We start from the raw sequence: 20,092 nt of genomic DNA on the forward strand, positions 1-20,092 counted from the left end.
CGGCCACATAGCTGCCGCCGACACGCGATACAGGATTTCGCGGCACAATAGGCGTTTAGCCGGATGCGAATTGGTGCTGCGAACACGGGGATCGAACTATGGCCAATGGAGCTGGGACCGCACTGGGCCTGTCGATCGGTACCACCAATCTCGCGGCCGCGACCTCCGACAACGCCATCACCCGCAAACCCGTTCTGACCCTGTATCCCGACCGGCCCGCCGAGATCGGCATCCCCGCCGAAAACCCCGGCCTGCAAGGGCCGGGCGTGGTGCTCACCGGCTTCGTCAACCGCGTCGGCGACCCGCGCGGCATCGTGGCCCCCGACGGCTCGGTGCACCGCAACGAGGTGTTGCTCGCCGACGCGCTGCGGGCGCTGGCCTACGCCGCGACCGGCGGGCGCCCCCTGCCCGACGACGTCGCGGTCACCTATCCGGCCCACTGGGAGTCCGCGGCGGTGGAGGCCCTGGGCGCCGCCCTGAGCGAAATCCCCGAATGGTCGGGGCGCGCGCGCCCGCTCCTGTTGATTCCCGACGCCGCCGCGACGCTGCTGGCTGTGCGCGCCCACCCGGGCATACCGGCCCGCGGCACCGTGGCGGTGTGCGACTTCGGCGGCACCGGCACCAGCATCACGCTGATGGACGCCGACGGTGACTACCGGGCCCTCACGCCGACCGTGCGGCACCGCGATTTCTCCGGCGACCTCATCGACCAGGCGCTGCTGGGCGTCGTGGTGGCCAACATGCCGACCACCGGCGCGTTCCCGACGGGCACGGCGGCGATCGGTTCGCTGAGCCGGCTGCGCACCGGATGCCGGATCGCCAAGGAGCAGCTGTCGTCGAGCACCACGACCACGCTGACCAACGGGCTGACCGGGGCGCGCGGCGAGCTCCGGGTCGCCCGCCACGAACTGGACGACGCGATCCGTCCGCCGCTGACCGGGTTCATCGAGAAGCTGGATGAAACGTTGGCGCGCAACGGGATTCGCGACCTGGTTGCGGTGGTGTCGTCGGGCGGCGGGGCGAACCTCCCGGCCGTCACGACCACGCTGGCACGGCATTTTCGCGTCCCGGTCGCCACCACGCCGCGGCCCCAGCTCACCGCGGCCGTCGGCGCCGCGCTGCGGGTGGCGCACGGCCCCGGTGACGCGACGTTTGCCGCACCCGCCGCGCCGGCCACCGCGACCGCTCGTGCGGCGAGGCCGGATCGCACCGCGACCGCTCAGGTGCCGCCCGCGAATCCCGCGCCGATGCCAATCCGGGCCTGGTCGGCCACCGCGCACCAGTCGCGCGTCACGGCCGTCGGCCGCGCGCCCGACACGGACGCCGCCACCACTCGGATCGCCGCCCCGCCCGCGCGGCGCACGGGTTGGTTCGCGCGGTGGCGGCTGCTGCCGGCGGCCGCGGTCCTGCTCACCGCCGTGGCGGTGCTGCTGGTGGGGACCGCGCTGGCGCTCGGGCTGAAATCTCAGGACACATCGGCGACGACGCCCGCGCCCGCCGTGACCACGACGCCGGCCGCGCCGGCGCCCCCGAGCGCGACCGCCGAGCCCGGGCCCGTGGACGTGCCGGTGCCCTCGACCTCCGACACCAACCCGCCGGCCGAGACCGAGACGCCGATGACGACAACACCGCGGGCGACCCCGCAGGCGGCCCCGCCCGCGCGCCCGGCAGCGCCGCGGCGGGTGGCGGTCCCGCCGATACCACCGATCCCCGCGATAAACGAGCCCATCCCCGGGCTCGACCGGGTCAACCAGATCATCCAGGAAGTCCAGGGCGGCCTGGGCTTCTAGGCCCTCGCGCCACCGACTCGGTGTCGCGAATTACCGCTCGGTGGGGCCTTTTTCGCCCTTGTTCTCCGCGGTCGCGGCTTCCCGCAGCACCTCGTTGAGGGCCTTGTCCTTGTCGATCTGGTCCTTCAGATCCTCTTCGTCGCGGCCGTCGTCCTTGCCCTGGGCGTCCGTGCCCTCGGCGACTTCGTGCTTGGGATTGCCGTCCTCGTCCAGCCATTCGTTGACCGCGGTGCCCGACACGCTCCCCCCGGTTCCGGGCAACACGATCGTGGGTTTGTCCTCGTAGGCCTCCATCATCTTGGCGGCCTTCTTCTTGTCGTCCTCGTCCGGTTCGGGCTTCTCGGTTAATCGTTGCTCGTCGTCCTGGCCGGACGACTTGTCGTCCTGCACGCTCATTCAGCTACCCCCTTGCATCGCAGATTCGAGGGGATTACCCGTTGCGCGGTTGTGCCGAAACGCTCCTCAGCGCGAGCCGTCGCCCTTGACCAGCACAACCAGGGCCTGCGGGATCCGCATCGGCTCGGGTGCGCTGGACAGGCGCTCGGTGACCGCGTCCTGCAACCGCTCGACGAATTGCCCGGCGCGTGCGTCGTCGCTGCCGCCGTCGAGCGCGCCCAGCAGGGCGGGAAACAGCGCGGACCGCGCGAAAGCCGCCCACTGGGCGCCGAAGGCGTGCGCGTCGTGATCGGACTGGAAGCGGGCGAAGAACCGATCCTCGGTGTTGAAGATCTCGAGGTGCTCGATCATCAGGCCCTCGAACCGGCCCTTGGGTGCGAACGGGGCGCGAAAATCCTTCTCGGTGCGGGCGAAGGTGGGAATCGTCATGCGCCGCAGCTCATCTGGGCTCAGCAGGCCGTCGCGTGCCTGCTCGTCCAGCGCGCCGACGATCGCGTCGAGCAGTGGGCCGAAGCCCGCCGTTTCGTCTTCGTCGGCCGCCAGCGTCAACGCCACGAGCCGGCCCTCGGGCGCCAGTTCGCGACCGCGAAACGCCACGAAGTTGTGCCAGTCCAGGGCGGCCTGGTCGGAATAGGCCGAGCGCACCGCGTCGTCGGCGGTGCACGAGACGTGCACGTGATCGGGCACGTCGCAAGGCGTTCGGCTCAGCCACTGCGTCGCCCAGGACGTCCAGCCCAGGTTGACGGTCTTGGACGGCACGATCTGGCTGTAGAAGGAGCGGCCGATCGCCGAGGTGAAGGTGGCCCCGTCGAGGTGCAGGTAGCTTTCGGGGTCGTCGGCCACCGTGCCGAACAGCGCCGTGAAGTCGTTGCGCGGTACGTCGGTGTGCGCCACCAGGATTGCGTGATCGTGGCTGGTGCGCCGGCGCAGCACCGCGATGGCGGCCGACAGCGGACGCAGCGAATTGTGACCGTTGGCGGCGCCGTAGTCGGCGAGGACCATCGGCTGTGGAGATCGGGGCAGCGCCACTTGTTCCGCGGCCCGCTCGAACACCGAGATCGCCTTCGCCAAACCGGCCGCTCGCAGCCGCGACGCCTCGGTGAAGGTCGGCTCGGGACGCACCACAATGCTCGATTCGGGCATCCGCGGTTCAGGCTGCATAGGGGAAACGATAATCGCTGGGCGAGTGCGGCCTAACGGCGTCAGTGGCCGCGTGCCACCCACTCCTCGTAGTGCACGATCTCGTCGCCGATGGTGGTGCTGTCGCCGTGGCCGGTGTGCACCACCGTGTCGCCGGGCAGCGTGCCGAGCCGCCCGGAGATCGACTGCAGGATCGTCGGGAAATCCGAATAGGAGCGCCCCGTCGCGCCCGGCCCGCCGGAGAACAGGGTGTCCCCGCTGAACACCACGCCGAGCTCCGGGGCGTACCAGCACACCGAGCCGGGGGAGTGCCCCGGCGTGTGCAGCGCCAGCAGCTCGGTGCCCGCAACGTCGATCGTGTCGCCGTCGGCGATGGTGCGGAAGTCCTTGTCTGGGTGCGTCATTCGCCACAACACGTCGTCGCCGGGGTGCAGCAGCACCGGCGCGTCCAGGGCGGCGCCGAGTTCCGGCGCCACCGTGACGTGGTCGTTGTGGCCGTGGGTGCACACCACCGCGACCACGTTGCGCTTACCAACGGCGGCCAGAATCGGCTCGGCGGAGTGCGCGGCGTCGAACACCACGACGTCGGAGTCGTCGCCGACGATCCAGATGTTGTTGTCGACTTCCCAACTGCCGCCGTCGAGTTCGAAGGTTCCGTGGGTGACCAGCCGTTCGATGTCCGCCATCAGAGCACCACCACCGAGCGCAGCACCTCGCCGCCGTGCATCTTGTGGAACGCCTCCTCGATGTCGCCGAGCCCGATGCGTTCGGAGACGAACTGCTCGAGCGGGAGCCGGCCCTGCAGGTACAGGTCGATCAGGGTGGGGAAGTCGCGCTCGGGCAGGCAGTCGCCGTACCACGACGACTTCAGCGAGCCGCCGTGGCTGAAGAAGTCCACCAGCGGCATCTCCAGGGTCATGTCGGGGGTCGGAACACCCACCAGCACAACGGTTCCGGCGAGGTCGCGGGCGTAAAAGGCCTGCTTGTAGGTCTCGGGCCGACCCACCGCGTCGATCACCACGTTGGCGCCGAACCCGTCGGTGAGGTCCTGAATCGTCGTGACCACATCGAGCTCGCGGGCGTTGACCGTGTGCGTGGCGCCGAACTTGCGGGCCCAGTCCAGCTTGGTGTTGTCGGTATCGACGGCGATGATGCGCCGCGCGCCCACCAGCGCAGCACCGGCGATCGCGGCGTCGCCCACCCCGCCGCAGCCGATCACCGCGACGGTGTCGTCACGGTTGATGGCGCCGGTGTTGATCGCCGCGCCGAGTCCGGCCATCACGCCACAGCCCAGCAGCCCGGCGACCGCCGGGTCAGCCTCGGGATTGACCTTGGTGCACTGGCCCGCGGCCACCAGCGTCTTGTCGGCGAATGCCCCGATGCCCAGGGCGGGGGTGAGCTCGGTGCCGTCGGTCAGCGTCATCTTCTGGGTGGCGTTGAAGGTGTCGAAGCACAGGTGCGGGCGGCCGCGCTTGCAGGCCCGGCACTGCCCACACACCGCGCGCCAGTTCAGGATCACGAAGTCGCCCGGGGCCACGGCGGTCACATCCGGCCCGACCGCCTCGACCCGGCCCGCGGCCTCGTGCCCGAGCAGGAAGGGGTACTCGTCGTTGATGCCGCCGTCGCGGTAGGTCAGGTCGGTGTGGCACACCCCGCAGGCGATGACGTCGACCAGAGCCTCCCCGGGGCCGGGGTCCGGGACAACGATGTCCACCAATTCGACGGGCTCGCCCTTCTTGCGTGAAATCACGCCGCGCACTGTCTGACTCATGGGCTCCAACCTACTGTTCGCCGCCATACATCTCGCGACGGGCTGTCCACCCATCGAGCCGGTGTAGCGTCGCAGGACGTGACATCTTGGGAGACAACCGAAGAATTCACCGAACGCATCGCCGCGACCCTCGATGGCGCCAGCCTCACGATCCTGCTGAGCATCGGGCACCAGACCGGCTTGCTGGACACGATGGCCGGGCGCGGGCCGGCAACCAGCGCGCAGATCGCCGACGCCGCCGGGCTCAACGAGCGCTACGTCCGCGAGTGGCTGGGCGGCATGACCACCGGGCACGTCGTCGAGTACGACCCCGACACCGCCACCTACTCGCTGCCCGCCCACCGCGCCGGCGTGCTGACCCGGGCGGCCGGACCCCAGAACCTGGCCGTGGTCGCCCAATTCCTGCCGCTGCTCGGCGAGGTCGAGCAGAAGATCATCGGCTGCTTCCGGGCGGGTGGCGGCCTGCCCTACAGCGAGTTCCCGCGCTTTCACCAGCTGATGGCCGAGGAGAGCGGCGCGGTGTTCGACGCCTCGCTCGTCGACGTCGTGCTGCCGTTGGTGGACGGCCTCGTCGAGCGGCTGCGCGCCGGAGCCGACGTGGCCGACTTCGGCTGCGGCAGCGGCCACGCCATCAACGTGATGGCACAGGCGTTTCCGGCGAGCCGCTTCACCGGCATCGACTTCTCCGAGCAGGCGATCGCCACCGGAACCCGCGAGGCCGCCGACCGCGGCCTGACCAACGCCACCTTCGAAAGCCACGATCTGCCCGAGCTGGACAAGGTCGAGGCCTACGACGTCATCACGGTGTTCGACGCCATTCACGATCAGGCCCGGCCGGCGCGGGTGTTGGAGAACATCTATCGGGCGCTGCGGCCCGGCGGCGTGCTGCTGATGGCCGACATCAAGGCGTCGAGCCGGCTCGAGGAGAACGTCGGCGTGCCGATGAGCACCTACCTGTACACGACGTCGCTGATGCACTGCATGACGGTGTCGCTGGCGTTGGACGGCGCCGGGCTGGGCACCGCGTGGGGAACGCAGCTGGCGGTCGCGATGCTCGGCGACGCCGGGTTCGGCGACGTGCGGGTCGCCGAGATCGACGCCGATCCGATCAACAACTACTACATCGCCACGAAGTGATGGCGGCCCTCGACCTCCTGGCCGACTGGCCGGTCGGGGCCGCGGTTGCCGCCGTCGTGGGACCAGGCGGCGTGCTGGCCGCCCACGGCGACACCGGGCGGGTCTTCGAGCTGGCCTCGGTGACCAAGCCGCTGGCGGCCCGGGCCGTGCACGTCGCCCTCGAGGAGGGCGCCGTCGACCTGGACACCGCCGCCGGCCCGCCCGGTTCCACCGTCCGCCACCTGCTGGCGCACACCTCGGGCTTGTCGATGCACTCCGACAAGGTGCTGGCCGCTCCCGGCGCCCGCCGCATCTACTCCAACCAGGGCTTCACCGTGCTGGGCCAGACCGTGGAACGCGAGACCGGCATCGATTTCGCCCGCTATCTGGCCGAAGCGGTGTGCGAGCCCCTCGGGATGACGACGACCCGTCTCGAGGGGGGCGCGGTGGCCGCCGGGTTCGGCGCAACGTCGACCGTGACGGACCTGGCCGCGTTCGCGGGGGACCTGCTGCGCCCGGTGACGGTTTCCGAAGGCCTGCACGCCGAGGCCACGACCGTGCAGTTCCCCGGTTTGGACGGCGTTTTGCCCGGATACGGGGTGCAGCGGCCCAACGATTGGGGGCTCGGCTTCGAGCTCCGGGATGCGAAATCGCCGCACTGGACGGGCGCGCGGAACTCGGCGCAAACCTTCGGCCATTTCGGCCAGGCAGGCGGGTTTATCTGGGCAGATCCCGAAATCGAGCTCGCGCTGGTGGTGCTCACCGATCGCGAATTCGGGGATTGGGCGCTGCGGCCGTGGCCGGAGATTTCCGATGCCGTGATAGCCGAATACAGCTAATTCGGACTGCACACTAGCGCAACACGGGTATCACGAGGCACAATAGACACGCACGACACACAAAAAATCGAAGATTTCGCACAAGCTGCCCTGCTTGCCAGGTCCACAGGTCGTTGGGGAAGACGTCCCTGGTGGAACCGAAGGAGCAGGAAATGCGAGCGTCGAATCAATTCGCCGACGTGACGACTGGCGTGGTGTACGTGCACGCTTCGCCGGCGGCGGTGTGCCCGCATGTCGAGTGGGCGTTGTCGTCGACCCTGGGTGCCAAGGCGAACCTGAACTGGACGCCCCAGCCGGCGATGCCCGGTCAACTGCGCGCGGTCACCAACTGGGTCGGTCCCGTGGGCACCGGCGCCAAGTTGGCCAATGCCTTGCGCTCCTGGTCCGTGCTGCGGTTCGAGATCACCGAGGACCCCAGCCCCGGGGTCGACGGTCACCGGTTCAGCCACACCCCGCAGCTCGGCCTGTGGGGCGGGGCGATGAGCGCCAACGGCGACATCATGGTCGGGGAGATGCGGCTGCGGGCGATGATGGCCCAGGGCGCCGACACCCTGGCGGCCGAACTGGATTCCGTGCTGGGAACGGCCTGGGACGAGGCGCTCGAGGCGTATCGCGATGGCGGCGACGCCGGCGAAGTGACCTGGCTGAGCCGGGGGGTCGGGTAGCCGATCGGGCCGCCTCTCTGGAAGTAATAGGCGACGCTCAAAACAGCTAGCGCAGCTGCTGTTCGCTTTCGAACACCCGTGAATGTTCCGGGCGGCCGGGCCTACCGCGCGGCCGGGCGCAGGATCTGCAGAGCCCTTGGCACCACCGAGATCTCGGCCGGCAACGCGCAGGCGAAGTCGCCGTCGGCGTAGACGTTGATGCCGGGGCACTCGACGTGGACCGATCGGGCCCGGGTGGTGCTCACCTCGTCGAGGTCGACGTGCGTGCCTTTCATCACGGTGGGGAAGAGGCGGACCAGCCTGGTGCGCGACGCCGAGTGCACCATGGTGATGTCGAGCAGGCCGTCGGTGTAATCGGCGGCGGGACAGATCCGCATCCCGCCGCCGTAGCTGCGGGTGTTGCCGAAGGCGGCCAGCGTGATGTCGGCGTCGATCTCGGTGGTGCCGTCGAGCACCATGCGAAAGGGCAAGAGCCGCAGCTGGGACAGCTCGGCGAGCATCGCGACGTAATAGCGCAGCCGACCGTGCGGCCAGCGCATCCGGTTGGCGCGATCGGTGACCAGCGAATCGAAACCGGTGGCCGCGACGGTGCCGAACCACTTGCTCACCCCGTCGCTGTCCGTAATCCGGCCCAGGTCAATGGGTTCGGTCCAGCCGTCGACGATGATGTCCGCGGCCGCCTCGGGGTCGTGGGTCGGGATCCCGAATGCGCGGGCATGGTCGTTACCGGTCCCGGCGGGGACGATGCCGGCGGGAATGTCCGTGCCCGCCAACACTTGCAGCGCGTTGGAGAAGACGCCGTCGCCGCCGGTCACCATGACCGCGTCGGCGCCCTTGTCCAGCGCCGCGCCGACCAGGTGACGCGCGTCCTCGGCGTCGTCGCCGATGATTTCGACGACCTCCACGCCCCGCTTGTGCAACCGGGCGATCGCGAGCTGCGCGGCGCGCACGGCGGCGCCGTGCCCCGAGACCGGGTTGGTCAGCGCGATCACCTTGCCGATCTCGCGCCGGCGCAGCGGTTTCACGGAATCAGCTTGCCGGGATTGAGAATTCCGGCCGGATCCAGGGTCGCCTTGACCGCGCGTAACACCTGCACTCCCAATTCGCCGATCTCCTCGCGCATCCACGGCCGGTGGTCGGCGCCGACCGCGTGGTGGTGGGTGATGGTCCCGCCGGTGGCCATGATCGCATCCGACGCGGCCTTTTTGGCGGTCTTCCATTGTTCGATCGGGTTGCCGCGTTGCCCCGCGACGACGGTGAAATACAACGACGCGCCGGTGGGGTAGACGTGCGAAATGTGGCACATCACCAGGGCCGGGGTGCCCGTCTCGGCCAGCGACTCGGTGAGTGCTTGGGTGACAGCGGCTTTGAGCGCGGCAATGTTGGCCCAGTCGGTGGCGGTCTCGAGCGTCTCGCACAGGGCACCGGCCGTGAGCAGCGAGTCGCGCAGATACGGCGCGCCGAATCGGCCACGCTCCCACGCCCGCGCGGGCCCCTCGCCGAGCGACGTTCCGCCCCGGGCCACCAGCAGCGCGCTGGTTTCGGCGTGCCGGCTCTCGGCGTGCTCCTCGGTGCCCTCGAACATCGTGATCCCCAGGCATCCGCCGGTGATCTGGGATTCGCCGATCGCCTCGGTGGTGGCCAGGTTGACCCCCGTCTCGGCCTCGTCGGAGAGCCGAACGACGGTGGGGCCGGTGGCGGTTTGGGTGACGGCCCGCAGCGCCGCGGCGCCGGTCTCGAAGTCGGGGAACGACCAGGCCTCGTAGCGCACGGCCGCCGGGGCGGGATGGACCCGCAGCCGCACCCGGGTGATGACGCCCAAGGTTCCTTCCGAGCCGATCAGCAGCTGACGCAGGTCGGGGCCCGCGGCGGATTCCGGCGCGCGCCCCAGGTCCAGGGTGCCCACCGGAGTGATCACGCGCAGCCCGCGCACCATGTCGTTGAACCGGCCGTAGCCCGCCGAGTCCTGTCCCGAGGAGCGGGTCGCGGCGAAGCCGCCGATGGTGGCGTACTCGAAGCTCTGCGGGTAATGACCGAGCGAAAAGCCTTGCGCGCCGAGGAGTTTTTCGGCCGCGGGTCCGGTGACGCCCGCCTCGAAGACGGCCTGGCCGGAGACTTCGTCGAGCGAGATCAGCCGGTCGAGACGGCGGAGGTCGAGCGAGACGACGGCGCCGAACTCGGCGCGCTCGGGGTCGAGGCCGCCGACCACGCTGGTGCCCCCGCCGAAGGGGACGACGGCGATGCGGTGTTCGCTGCAGTGGCGCAGGACCGCGGCGACGGCGTCCTCGTCGGCGGGCAACACCACCGCGTCGGGTGCGTCCTGCGGGCCGCGTTCCTTGCGGTTGAGCAGGTCGACGGTCGACTTGCCGCCGGCGTGCAGCAACCGGTCGGAGTCCGCGGTGCGGCAGTAGTCGGCGCCGACGATGGCGGCCAGCGCCTCCCGGTCCGCCGGCGACAACCCCGACGGGCGCAGTTTCACCTGGTCGGGCTGCGGTTCGGCGGCGGGGGACCCCTCGACCCCCACAGCCTGCTGCAGCAATGACCGGATCCCTTCCGAGAGGGGCTTGGCCGCGGCGGGATCTCCCCACGCGTTCCATTTCATGGGCGGGACGAGCCCCTCGGGATGCGTCATGCGTTACAGTATTACATATGTTGTCAATCCGTAACGATCTGGATATCGGTGAGCGGATCCTCGCGGCGGCCGCCAGCTGTGTGGTCGACTTCGGCGTGGACCGGGTGACCCTCGCCGAGATCGCCCGACGCGCGGGTGTCAGCAGGCCGACGGTGTACCGGCGCTGGCCGGACACCCACTCGGTCGTCGCGGCGCTGTTGACACAGCACGTCACCGACGTGATGAGCGACGCGCCCCTGGCCGGCGAGGACAGGGAATCGCTTGTGCGACAGATCGTTACGGTGGCCGATTTGCTGCGCCGCGACCCGCTGGTGATGTCGGTCCTGCACTCCGAGCTCGCGACCACCTACATCACCGAGCGGCTCGGGACCAGCCAGCGCATGTTGATCCAGGCGCTGGCCGCCCGCCTGCACGTCGCACAACGCCACGGCAGCGTCCGATCCGGCGACCCGGTCCAGATGGCCACCATGGTGTTGCTGATCGCGCAGTCGACCATCCAGTCGGCGCGGATCGTGGCACCCATGCTCGACGCCGACGCGCTGGCCGCCGAGCTCACCCACTCGCTGAACGGCTACCTGTCGTGATCGCCGACCCGACCGCGTTGAACGCCGGACGGCGCGCCGCCGACCTGAGCGCGCTCGCCGACGGGGAGCCGCTGGACGTCGTGGTGATCGGCGGCGGCATCACCGGCGCGGGGATCGCGTTGGATGCCGCGGCGCGCGGGCTGCGGGTGGCGCTGGTGGAAAAGCACGATCTGGCGTTCGGCACCAGCCGCTGGAGTTCCAAACTCGTCCACGGCGGCCTGCGCTACCTGGCGACCGGCAACGTGGGCATCGCCCGCCGCAGCGCCATCGAGCGCGGAATCTTGATGACGCGCAACGCGCCTCACCTCGTCCGGGCGATGCCGCAGCTGGTGCCGCTGCTGGGATCGATGAGCCCGGGCAAGCGGGCGCTGGTGCGCGGGGGATTCCTGGCCGGTGACGCGTTGCGGTTCCTGGCCGGCACGCCGGCATCGACGCTGCCCCGCTCGCGCCGGATCTCGGCGCGCCGCGTCGTGGAGATGGCGCCGACCGTGCGCCGCGACGGCCTGGACGGCGGCTTTCTGGCCTACGACGGCCAATTGATCGACGACGCCCGGCTGGTCACCGCCGTCGCACGCACCGCGGCGCAGCGCGGCGCGCGGATCCTCACCCACGTGTCCGCGTCGCAGGCCACCGGCACCTCGGTGCGATTGACCGATGCGCGGACCGGGGAGTCGTTCGCCGTGTCGGCGGCCGCGGTCATCAACGCGGCCGGGGTGTGGGCGGGCGAGATCGACGGCTCGTTGCGGTTGCGGCCCAGCCGCGGCACGCACCTGGTCTTCGACGCGCAGACGTTCGGCAATCCGGTTGCAGCGCTGACGATTCCGATCCCCGGCGAGCTCAACCGCTTCGTCTTCGCGATGCCCGAACAGCTGGGCCGGGTGTACCTGGGGCTCACCGACGAGGCCGCCCCCGGCCCGATTCCGGATGTGCCCGAACCGTCGGTCGACGAGATCACGTTCCTGCTGGACACGGTGAACACCGCGTTGGGCACCGGGCTCACCGCCACCGACGTGATCGGCGCCTACGCCGGGCTGCGGCCGCTGATCGACACCGGCGCGGGCCGCACCGCCGACGTCTCGCGCGAGCACGCGGTCGTCGAATCGTCGTCTGGGGTGATCAGCGTGATCGGCGGCAAATTGACCGAATACCGTTACATGGCTGAGGATGTGCTGGATCGCGCCGTGCGGGTGCGCCGACTGCGCGCCGCGAAATGCCAGACCCGCAACCTGCCGCTGATCGGGGCGCCGGCCAACCCGGGGATCACCGCGACGCCCGAGGGGGCGCCCCTGCCGGAGTCGCTGGTGTCGCGCTACGGCGCCGAGGCGGCCAAGGTCGTCGCCACGGCCGCCTGCGAGCGGCCCCGCGAGCCGGCCGTCGAGGGAATCGACGTCACCCGAGCGGAATTCGAGTATGCGATCACCCACGAGGGCGCGCTGGACGTCTCCGACATCCTCGATCGGCGGACCCGGATCGGGCTGGTGCCGCGCGACCGGGAACGGGCCGTCGCGGTGGCCGAGGAGTTTCTGGCACGCTTCGGCTAGGGCGCCCGTCCGATGTCTTCGTGCCACACCTCGGGGTGCTCGGCGACGAAGGCGGACATCATCGCCTCGCAGCGCGGGTCATCGATCACGGTGACCGTGACGCCATGTTGCGCGAGCCATTCGTGCCCGCCGCTGAACGTGCCGGATTCGCCCACCACCAGCGCGCCGATGTTGAACTGACGCACCAGCCCGCTGCAATACCAGCACGGCGACAGCGTCGTCACCATGACGGTGGACCGGTAGTCGCGCTGTCTTCCCGCGGCGCGAAACGCGTCGACCTCGGCGTGCAACGACGGATCCCCTTGCTGCACACGGCGATTGCGGCCGCGACCGAGCAGGGTGCCGTCAGCGGTGAACAGGGCGGCGCCGATGGGAATGCCGCCCTCGGCCAGGCCGGCCTGCGCTTCCTCGAACGCGACATCCAGCATCGCGGGTACGGACAGGCTCACGCGTCGATCTTCCACTACGCGGCACCGGGGCGAGGAGGCAACCTCGATCTTTGGGCCCTGATGACAGACACTGTTGGTTCAACGTGTCGCGCGCGGGAGGGGCGGTATGACGACTCGCGTTCCTGTCCTCATTGTCGGGGCCGGCGTCGGCGGGCTCGCCACGTCGGCGCTGCTGGCCCAGCATGGCGTTCGCTCCCTACTGGTCGAGAAGCGCCGGGAGACCTTTCTGTACCCGAAGGCCCGCAACGTCAGCTTCCGCACCCTGGAAATTCTTCGCGGCCTCGGCCTCAGCGACGAGGTCCACCGCGTGGCCGAACACGTTTCGAACATGGTGGTCAAGCCCGCACTGACCAGTCCGGCGGAAGAGCCGGCGATCGACCTCGACGCGATGTTCGCCGGTCTGGAGACACTCAGCCCGGAACGGGTGGTGCAGTACTGCCCACAGAGCAGGCTCGAGCCGATCCTGCTCGCCGAAACGCGCCGACGGGGCAGCGAAGCCCGCTACGGGACCGAACTTTCCTCGCTGGACCTGGACGAAACCGGGGCCACCGCGGTGCTGCGCGACCGCGTGTCGGGTGCCTCGGAAACCGTGCTCGCCGACTATCTCGTCGGCGCCGACGGTGTGCACGGCCAGGTTCGTAAGTGGCTGGGCATCACCACATCTGGCTACGGCTCCCTGCCGATCTATGTCGTCTTCATCTACTTTCAGGCCCCGTGGCGAAAGTTCGTCGCTCACCTGGGTGACGGCGATGCCGTACAGGTCAAAAACGCTGACGTGGACGGCATATTCATCGTGGTTGAGGGCGATCTCGGCATGTTCATCACCACGTACCTCCCGGGCAACGGCGAGACGGCGGACCAGTTCACGCCCCGACATTGCCGCGAGCTGCTCACCAAGGCGATCGGCGAGCGGATCGACATCGACGTCATCGAGGTCGCGGCATGGCAACCCTACGAACAGGTTGCCGACCAATTCGATTGCGGAAGAGCTTTTCTGGTCGGCGATGCCGCACACACCATGCCGCCGTTCAAGGCCGGCGGAGCCAACACCGCCATCCAGAGCGCGCACAACCTGGCCTGGAAGCTGGCGGCCGTTTTGAACGGCACGGCCGCGCCAGCCCTACTTTCCACCTACCACCGCGAGCGTCACCCCGTGGGCCGATTCGCCGCCCGCCAGTCGCTGAGCAGCCCGATCGTCGAATTGCTGCAATTGGGCGATGACCGCCCGCGGCTGCCGGCCGACGAGGAATGCTCGATGTTCGCCCTGCTGATCGGATACCGTTACCGGTCGGCCGCCGTCGTGACGGGTGATCCAGACGATGGCGGCCTGGTGGACGCGCTGCGCGGCCAACCGGGCACTCGGGTCCCGCACGTCTGGGTGCGCGACGGCGTTTCGACGCTCGATCTGCTGGGCCCCGAATTCACCGTGCTGACGGCCGACGAGCGATGGTGTGCCGCAGCGGCTTCGTTGTCGGTGGCCGCGCATCGCATCGATAGCGACCAGTGGGCGGCGATCACCGGGCTCGCACCGGACGGCGCGCTCTTGGTCCGCCCGGACGACTTCGTCGGCTGGCGCGCCGAAAGGCTTCCCGGCGATCCCGAAGGCGAGCTGCGCCAGGCGCTCTCGACGATCCTGGGCCGCTAGCTGAGGCGGTTAAGAAGCGAGTTACAGCGGTATGTTCTTGTGGCGGCCGCGTCGCGCCGGCGCCTGCGCCAGCGCCTCGGTGAGCTTGCTGCGGGTGTGCGACGGGTCGATCTTCTCGTCGACCACGCCGATTTCGATGGCGCTGTCCACGCCGCCGGCGATCCGCTCGTGCTCGGCGGCCAGCTCGTCGTGCAGGGCCTCGCGCTCGTGGTCGGGCGCGGCGGCCAGCTTCTTCTTGTGCAGAATGCCCACGGCGGCCTTGGCGCCCATCACCGCGACCTCGGCGTCCGGCCACGCGTACACCTTGGTGGCGTTGAGCGAGCGGGAGTTCATCGCAATGTAGGCCCCGCCGTACGTCTTTCGGGTGACCAGCGTGACGCGGGGAACCGTGCACTCGCCGAAGGCGTGCAGCAGCTTGGCGCCGCGGCGCACCACGCCGCCCCACTCCTGGTCGACACCGGGCAGATAACCCGGCACGTCGACCACCACCACGAGCGGAATGCCGAACGCGTCGCACAGACGCACGAAACGCGCTGCCTTCTCGGCGCTTTCGGAGTTCAGGCAACCGCCGAGGCGCAGCGGGTTGTTGGCGAGCACACCGACCGTGCGGCCCGACAGCCGGCCCAGCCCGATCACCATCGAGGGCGCCCAGTTGGCCTGGAACTCGTCGAACGGCGTCTCGTCGTCGAGGATCGCGGTCACGATCGGGCGCACATCGTAGGCACGCCGCGCCGACTCGGGCAGCAGCGCGTGGATGTCGGTGTCACCGGCCTCGGCCTTGGTGCGGTCGAAATGCCCCTGCTGGCAGAACAAGCCGACCAGCCGGCGGCCGCGCTCGTAGGCGTCGAGTTCGTCGTCGGCGACGATGTGGCACACGCCGGACTTCTTGTGGTGGGTCTCGGGGCCACCGAGCGAGGCCATGTCGACGTCCTCGCCGGTGACGCTGCGCACCACGTCCGGGCCCGTGACGAACACCCGGCTTTCCGGTGCCATGACGACGACGTCGGTCAGTGCCGGGCCGTAGGCGGCGCCGCCGGCGGCGAAGCCGACGACCACCGAGATCTGCGGGACATAGCCCGACGCCCGGATCATCGCCTCGAACACCAGGCCCACCGCGTGGAGTGCCTTCACACCCTCGGCCAGCCGCGCGCCGCCCGAGTGCCAGATGCCCACGATCGGGCTCTGCTCCTCGATGGCGGTGTCGTAGGCGTTGACGATGTGCGTGCAACCCTCGATGCCCATGGCGCCGCCCATCACGGTGCCGTCGGTGCAGAACGCGATGGTGCGCACACCGTTCACGGTCCCGGCGGCAGCAAGCACGCCGGAGCGGTCACGCTCGTGCAGGAGTTCGACGCTGTCGTCGTCGAAGAAATTGCTCAAGCGCAACAGCGGGTCGCGTGGGTCGAGCGACTCGCCAACCGCCTCGGGGGCCGTGATAGTCATCGCAGGTCTCCTGACTTTCGGGGTATTGCTCGGTTAGTACCGCCCGAAGGCGATGGCCACGTTGTGTCCGCCGAATCCGAACGAGTTGTTGATCGCGTATTCGTAGTTGCCCGGCCGGGGCTTGCCGGCCACCACGTCCAAATCGATTTCCGGGTCGAGGTTTTCCAGGTTCAGCGTCGGGGGGACGACCTGGTCGCGCAGGGCGAGCACGGTCAGGATCGACTCGACCGCCCCGACCGCGCCGACCGAGTGGCCCAGGGCGGCCTTGGGCGCGTAGACCGCGGCGTTGCCGCCGTGGGCGCCCAGGGCGTTGTTGATGGCCTTGCCCTCGGCGAGGTCACCGACCGAGGTGCCGGTGGCGTGGGCGTTGACGTGGTGAATGTCGCTGGGGGACAGGCCGGCGAGCTGGATGGCGCGGCTCATGGCGTGCCCGGCGCGTTCGCCGTTGGGGTCCGGGGCCACCATGTGGTAGCCGTCGGAGGTGATGCTGGCGCCCATGATGCGGGCCAAGATGTTGGCGCCGCGGGCCTTGGCGTGCTCCTCGGTCTCGATGACCATGAGCGCGCCGGCCTCGCCGAAGACGAATCCGGTCCGGTCGCGGTCGAACGGGCGACAGGCACCGGCCGGGTCGTCGTTCTTGGTGGACATCACGATGCGCATCTGGGCGAACGCCGCGATCGGGACTGCCTCGATCCGGGTCTCGACGCCGCCGCAGATGGCGATGTCGGCCTCGCCGAAGGCGATGTTGCGCCACGCCTGGGCGATGCCCTCGGAACCGGACGCGCACGCCGAGATGGGCGTGATGACCCCGGCTTTGGCGTGCCGTTCCAGGCCCACCGCCGCGGCCGCGCCGTTGGGCATGTATTTCTGCACCCCGAGCGGGGAGACCGCCTTCATGCCACGCTGGCGCATGTCGTCGTAGCTGAAGACCAACTCCTCCGAGGAACCCAGCCCGGTGCCGATCGACACCAGCAACCGGTCGGGGTCGACCTCGGGTGAGCCGGCGTTTTCCCAGACCCGCCGACCCAGGATGGTGGACATCCGTTGCAGGTAACCCGTGCGGCGCAGCTCGACGCGGGTCAGCTGGCTGTCGAATTCCTCGAGCAGATGACCGCCGATGCGCACCGGCAGGTCATACTGCTCGACGAACGGATCCTCGAGTTTGCGGATACCACTTTGGCTGTCCTGCAACAGCTTCCAGGTGGTCTCGGCATCAGTCGCCAACGCGGTCGTCATGGCAACGCCAGTGACGACCACGTTCGGGAGTGTCTTCCCGGTAACCAGCTCTGTCATGGGTCTTGCGAACGTTCCTTTCCTGCCTAGTGGTGATCGCGAACCCGGCGAGGCCGGGGACGCGGGTCACCACCTTCCGTGCTGTCCGGCTTTAGTAACGCCCGAAGGCGAGTGCCACGTTGTGGCCACCGAAGCCGAACGAGTTGTTGATCGCATAACGGAAATCGCCGTAGCGAGGTTCGCCTGCAACAACATCCAGGTCGATCTCGGGGTCGGGGGTTTCGTAGTTCAAGGTGGGCGGAATGACGCCGTCGCGCAGGCTCAGCACCGTGAGCACCGACTCCAGCGCCCCGACCGCACCGATCGAGTGGCCCAGCGCCGACTTCGGCGCGTAGACCGCCGCTTGCTGGCAACCGGCGACCCGGATGGCGTTGGCCTCCGCGGTGTCACCGATGGGCGTCGCCGTCCCGTGCGCGTTGACGTGGTCAACGTCCTTGGGGGACAACCCCGCCAGCTCCAGCGATCGCGTCATCGCCCGGCCCGCACGCACGCCGTCGGCGGCTGGCGCCACCATGTGGAACGCGTCCGAGGTGATGCCGGCACCCATCAAGCGGGCCAACGGCTTGGCGCCGCGGGCCTTGGCGTGCTCCTCGGTCTCGATGATCATCAGCGCACCGGCCTCACCAAACACGAAGCCGTCACGGTCCTTGTCGAACGGCCTCGATGCGCGCTCGGGTTCATCGTTGCGAGTGGACATGGCCCGCATCATGGAGAACGCCGCGATGGGCAGCGCTTCGATGGGGCCCTCGACGCCACCGCAGACGGCGAAATCGGCGTCACCCATGACGATTTGACGCCACGCATGGGCGATCGCCTCCGAGCCCGACGAACAGGCCGACACCGGGGTGATCACCCCGGCGCGGGCGCCGAGCTGCAGACCCACCACCGCCGCGGCGCCGTTGGGCATGATCATCTGCACGGCCAGCGGCGACACCTTGCGGGGGCCGCCCTCGTTCATCAGGTCGTAGGTCTCCACGATCCGCTCGGCCCCGCCGAGGCCGGTGCCGACCACGACCGAGAATCGGTCGGGGTCGACCTCCGGGGCGCCGGCGTTCTCCCACAGCTGACCGCTGAGCACCTTGGCCAACCGTTGGACGTACGACATACGTCGCATGTCGAGCCTGCTCATCTGTTCGTCGATGGGTTCCTTGAGGTGTCCACCGATCCTGACGGGCAGGTCCCACTTGGTGATGTAGTCGTCTTCGAGAACGTGGATGCCGCTTTCGCCGGCCAACAAGCCCTTCCACGTGCTCTCGACGTCCGGCGCGATCGACGTCGTCGCCGTGACGGCGGTTACCACAACGCTGGGGTAACCGCCGTTAGCAGTGGAAGGATTACTCACTGGTCCGCTTCCAGCCTTGCCTTGACGTTGGCGACCGCGTCGGGGTTCTCGGTCTCCAGCTTGGCGCGCAGCGCCTCGGCAGCCTCGGGGTTCTCTTCCTCGAGCTTCTGGATGTAGGAGACAACGTCACCGACGGTGCGCAGACCGGCGAGGTCCTCGTCCGGGATCTTGACGCCGTACTTGTCCTCGGTCTGGACGGCGATCTCGACCATCGACAGCGAGTCGATGTCCAAGTCGTCGACGAAGGACTTCTCCGGGGTGACCTCGGAGGGCTCGATACCGGTCACCTCTTCGATGATCTCGGCGATACCGGCGATGATTTCTTCCTGGCTGACAGCCACAGCGTGCTTCCCTTCGTAATGTGTTGTGAGTTAGTCGAACTGACGTGTTATGTGGTTGTACTGGGCCTTTGGGGAGTCGAGCTGGTTTAGAGCTCGGCCAAAGCGTCCAGGTCTGCGGGCGACTTGACGGCACGGGCCGTAACTCCCCGAAGTTCTCGTTTGGCGATACCGGTGAGCGTGCCCGCAGGCGGGAACTCCACGGCCGCACCAACTTCCAGCTCGCGCAGCGTCGCGGTGCACAGGTCCCAGCGCACCGGCCGGGTCAGCTGGGCGACCAGCGCCTCCATCGCCGCGGCGGCCGAGGTGACCGGCTTGCCGTCGCGGTTGGACAGCAGCGTCGCGGTGGGCTCGGCCGTCTGGACGGCGGCCGCCGCGGCGGCGTAGCCGTCGAGCGCCGACGCCATGTACTTGGTGTGGAACGCGCCGGCCACACCCAACGCGCGCACCCGGGCCTTGGCCGGGGGATCTTCGGCGAGCTTGTCCAGCGCGGTCAGCGAGCCGGCGGCGACGATCTGCCCGGCGGCGTTGCGGTTGGCCGGGAAGAGGTCGAGCTGCTCGAGGCGGGCCAGGACCTCGGCCTCGTCACCGCCGAGCACCGCGGACATGCCGGTCGGCTCCACGGCGCACGCCTTGGCCATCTCGGCGCCCCGGGTGGCGGCCAGCGCGACGGCGTCGTCGGCGGCCATCACGCCGGCGATCGCGTAGGCGGCGATCTCACCGACGGAGTGGCCCGCTACGACCAGGTCTTGACCGGCGAGCAGGCCGCGCTTGGTCAGCTCCTGGTGTGCGAGCAGCGTGGCGGCGACGACCAGCGGCTGGGTCACCGCGGTGTCGGTGATCTCTTCGGTCGATGCGGTGGTGCCCAGGCGCACGAGGTCGAGGCCACTGGCCTTGGACCACAGCGCCAACTGGTCAGCGGCGCCGGCGAGCTCCAGCCATGGCGAGAGCATCCCCTCGGTCTGCGAACCCTGTCCGGGCGCAAGCAATGCAATCACGTGTTTAAGAGAACACTGTGGAAACGGTTTTGGCGGGTGTAACAGATTATGAACCTCGTCTTAGGTTTTTGTGTACACCCTACAAAACGGCTCCGTAAGCTACGGGTTTG

Annotated in this window: 19 protein-coding genes; 7 read left to right on the forward strand and 12 right to left on the reverse strand. The window is 69.3% G+C overall.

All coding sequences use genetic code 11. The features are described 5' to 3' along the window. Positions 1–98 precede the first annotated feature (98 nt). Positions 99–1,790, forward strand: coding sequence for an Hsp70 family protein (locus G6N26_RS01900; RefSeq protein WP_083020444.1), 1,692 nt, complete (start codon positions 99–101; stop codon positions 1,788–1,790). 30 nt (positions 1,791–1,820) lie between these two features. On the opposite strand, the gene G6N26_RS01905 is transcribed toward G6N26_RS01900, so the two are convergent. From G6N26_RS01905 to G6N26_RS01920, 4 genes are all read right to left on the reverse strand, one after another. Further along, positions 1,821–2,186, reverse strand: a complete 366-nt coding sequence (locus tag G6N26_RS01905) for a hypothetical protein (protein WP_067172486.1) — start codon at positions 2,184–2,186, stop codon at positions 1,821–1,823. A gap of 66 nt (positions 2,187–2,252) precedes the next feature. Then, positions 2,253–3,347, reverse strand: coding sequence for a class I SAM-dependent methyltransferase (locus G6N26_RS01910; RefSeq protein ID WP_083020443.1), 1,095 nt, complete (start codon positions 3,345–3,347; stop codon positions 2,253–2,255). Positions 3,348–3,388: 41 nt separating this feature from the next. Further along, positions 3,389–4,012 (reverse strand): MBL fold metallo-hydrolase, encoded by a 624-nt coding sequence (locus G6N26_RS01915; protein WP_083020442.1) that lies wholly within the window; start codon positions 4,010–4,012, stop codon positions 3,389–3,391. Beyond that, on the reverse strand, positions 4,012–5,097 hold the full coding sequence (locus G6N26_RS01920; RefSeq protein ID WP_083020441.1) for an S-(hydroxymethyl)mycothiol dehydrogenase: 1,086 nt from the start codon (positions 5,095–5,097) through the stop codon (positions 4,012–4,014). Before G6N26_RS01920 ends, G6N26_RS01915 begins: the two co-directional genes overlap by 1 nt. Before the next feature lie 78 nt (positions 5,098–5,175). Here G6N26_RS01920 and G6N26_RS01925 point away from each other — a divergent pair, with 78 nt between their 5' ends. From G6N26_RS01925 to G6N26_RS01935, 3 genes are all read left to right on the forward strand, one after another. Then, positions 5,176–6,234, forward strand: a complete 1,059-nt coding sequence (locus tag G6N26_RS01925) for a class I SAM-dependent methyltransferase (protein WP_083020440.1) — start codon at positions 5,176–5,178, stop codon at positions 6,232–6,234. Beyond that, complete coding sequence (locus G6N26_RS01930) at positions 6,234–7,052, forward strand: serine hydrolase domain-containing protein (protein WP_083020439.1); 819 nt, start codon at positions 6,234–6,236, stop codon at positions 7,050–7,052. Before G6N26_RS01925 ends, G6N26_RS01930 begins: the two co-directional genes overlap by 1 nt. Positions 7,053–7,204: 152 nt before the next feature. Beyond that, entirely contained in the window at positions 7,205–7,717 is a 513-nt protein-coding gene (locus G6N26_RS01935; protein ID WP_067172680.1) for a DUF3145 domain-containing protein, read from the forward strand. A 101-nt stretch (positions 7,718–7,818) separates the two neighbouring features. Here the strand turns inward: G6N26_RS01935 and G6N26_RS01940 are convergent, their stop codons facing one another. Both G6N26_RS01940 and G6N26_RS01945 read right to left on the reverse strand, forming a co-directional pair. Beyond that, a complete protein-coding gene (locus G6N26_RS01940; RefSeq protein ID WP_083020438.1) occupies positions 7,819–8,742 on the reverse strand; it encodes a diacylglycerol kinase in 924 nt (307 codons plus the stop codon). Then, positions 8,739–10,319, reverse strand: a complete 1,581-nt coding sequence (locus G6N26_RS01945; RefSeq protein ID WP_139799237.1) for an FAD-binding oxidoreductase — start codon at positions 10,317–10,319, stop codon at positions 8,739–8,741. Before G6N26_RS01945 ends, G6N26_RS01940 begins: the two co-directional genes overlap by 4 nt. A 47-nt stretch (positions 10,320–10,366) precedes the next feature. On the opposite strand from G6N26_RS01945, the gene G6N26_RS01950 reads away from it, so the two are divergent. Further along, positions 10,367–10,933 carry a TetR/AcrR family transcriptional regulator gene (locus tag G6N26_RS01950; RefSeq protein ID WP_067172505.1) on the forward strand — a complete coding sequence of 189 codons (567 nt, stop codon included), beginning with the start codon at positions 10,367–10,369 and terminating at the stop codon, positions 10,931–10,933. Continuing rightward, complete coding sequence (locus G6N26_RS01955) at positions 10,930–12,474, forward strand: glycerol-3-phosphate dehydrogenase/oxidase (RefSeq protein ID WP_083020436.1); 1,545 nt, start codon at positions 10,930–10,932, stop codon at positions 12,472–12,474. The genes G6N26_RS01950 and G6N26_RS01955 overlap by 4 nt, the downstream gene beginning before the upstream one ends. Here G6N26_RS01955 and G6N26_RS01960 read toward each other — a convergent pair. Continuing rightward, a complete protein-coding gene (locus tag G6N26_RS01960) occupies positions 12,471–12,902 on the reverse strand; it encodes a nucleoside deaminase (RefSeq protein ID WP_083020435.1) in 432 nt (143 codons plus the stop codon). The genes G6N26_RS01955 and G6N26_RS01960 overlap by 4 nt on opposite strands. Positions 12,903–13,029: 127 nt before the next feature. Here G6N26_RS01960 and G6N26_RS01965 point away from each other — a divergent pair, with 127 nt between their 5' ends. After that, positions 13,030–14,568 (forward strand): FAD-dependent monooxygenase, encoded by a 1,539-nt coding sequence (locus G6N26_RS01965; RefSeq protein ID WP_083020434.1) that lies wholly within the window; start codon positions 13,030–13,032, stop codon positions 14,566–14,568. A gap of 21 nt (positions 14,569–14,589) precedes the next feature. On the opposite strand, the gene G6N26_RS01970 is transcribed toward G6N26_RS01965, so the two are convergent. From G6N26_RS01970 to G6N26_RS01990, 5 genes are all read right to left on the reverse strand, one after another. Beyond that, positions 14,590–16,011, reverse strand: coding sequence for an acyl-CoA carboxylase subunit beta (locus tag G6N26_RS01970; protein ID WP_067172514.1), 1,422 nt, complete (start codon positions 16,009–16,011; stop codon positions 14,590–14,592). Between the two features lie 33 nt (positions 16,012–16,044). Beyond that, positions 16,045–17,304, reverse strand: coding sequence for a 3-oxoacyl-ACP synthase KasB (kasB, locus tag G6N26_RS01975; RefSeq protein ID WP_067172517.1), 1,260 nt, complete (start codon positions 17,302–17,304; stop codon positions 16,045–16,047). 91 nt (positions 17,305–17,395) lie between these two features. Next, a complete protein-coding gene (gene kasA / locus G6N26_RS01980) occupies positions 17,396–18,646 on the reverse strand; it encodes a 3-oxoacyl-ACP synthase KasA (protein WP_067172519.1) in 1,251 nt (416 codons plus the stop codon). Next, positions 18,643–18,987 carry a meromycolate extension acyl carrier protein AcpM gene (gene acpM / locus G6N26_RS01985; RefSeq protein ID WP_067172521.1) on the reverse strand — a complete coding sequence of 115 codons (345 nt, stop codon included), beginning with the start codon at positions 18,985–18,987 and terminating at the stop codon, positions 18,643–18,645. Before acpM ends, kasA begins: the two co-directional genes overlap by 4 nt. A gap of 86 nt (positions 18,988–19,073) precedes the next feature. Then, a complete protein-coding gene (locus G6N26_RS01990) occupies positions 19,074–19,982 on the reverse strand; it encodes an ACP S-malonyltransferase (protein WP_067172523.1) in 909 nt (302 codons plus the stop codon). Positions 19,983–20,092: the final 110 nt, after the last annotated feature.

The organism is Mycobacterium marseillense (assembly GCF_010731675.1).
GTDB lineage: Bacteria > Actinomycetota > Actinomycetes > Mycobacteriales > Mycobacteriaceae > Mycobacterium > Mycobacterium marseillense.

Coding starts and splice junctions, on each gene's coding strand:
- G6N26_RS01900 (WP_083020444.1), top strand. CDS start 99: ATGGCCAATGGAGCTGGGACCGCACTGGGCCTGTCGATCGGTACCACC.
- G6N26_RS01930 (WP_083020439.1), top strand. CDS start 6,234: ATGGCGGCCCTCGACCTCCTGGCCGACTGGCCGGTCGGGGCCGCGGTT.
- G6N26_RS01915 (WP_083020442.1), bottom strand. CDS start 4,012: ATGGCGGACATCGAACGGCTGGTCACCCACGGAACCTTCGAACTCGAC.
- G6N26_RS01965 (WP_083020434.1), top strand. CDS start 13,030: ATGACGACTCGCGTTCCTGTCCTCATTGTCGGGGCCGGCGTCGGCGGG.
- G6N26_RS01945 (WP_139799237.1), bottom strand. CDS start 10,319: ATGAAATGGAACGCGTGGGGAGATCCCGCCGCGGCCAAGCCCCTCTCG.
- G6N26_RS01960 (WP_083020435.1), bottom strand. CDS start 12,902: ATGCTGGATGTCGCGTTCGAGGAAGCGCAGGCCGGCCTGGCCGAGGGC.
- G6N26_RS01935 (WP_067172680.1), top strand. CDS start 7,205: ATGCGAGCGTCGAATCAATTCGCCGACGTGACGACTGGCGTGGTGTAC.
- kasB (WP_067172517.1), bottom strand. CDS start 17,304: ATGACAGAGCTGGTTACCGGGAAGACACTCCCGAACGTGGTCGTCACT.
- G6N26_RS01910 (WP_083020443.1), bottom strand. CDS start 3,347: ATGCAGCCTGAACCGCGGATGCCCGAATCGAGCATTGTGGTGCGTCCC.
- G6N26_RS01950 (WP_067172505.1), top strand. CDS start 10,367: ATGTTGTCAATCCGTAACGATCTGGATATCGGTGAGCGGATCCTCGCG.
- G6N26_RS01970 (WP_067172514.1), bottom strand. CDS start 16,011: ATGACTATCACGGCCCCCGAGGCGGTTGGCGAGTCGCTCGACCCACGC.
- G6N26_RS01905 (WP_067172486.1), bottom strand. CDS start 2,186: ATGAGCGTGCAGGACGACAAGTCGTCCGGCCAGGACGACGAGCAACGA.
- G6N26_RS01920 (WP_083020441.1), bottom strand. CDS start 5,097: ATGAGTCAGACAGTGCGCGGCGTGATTTCACGCAAGAAGGGCGAGCCC.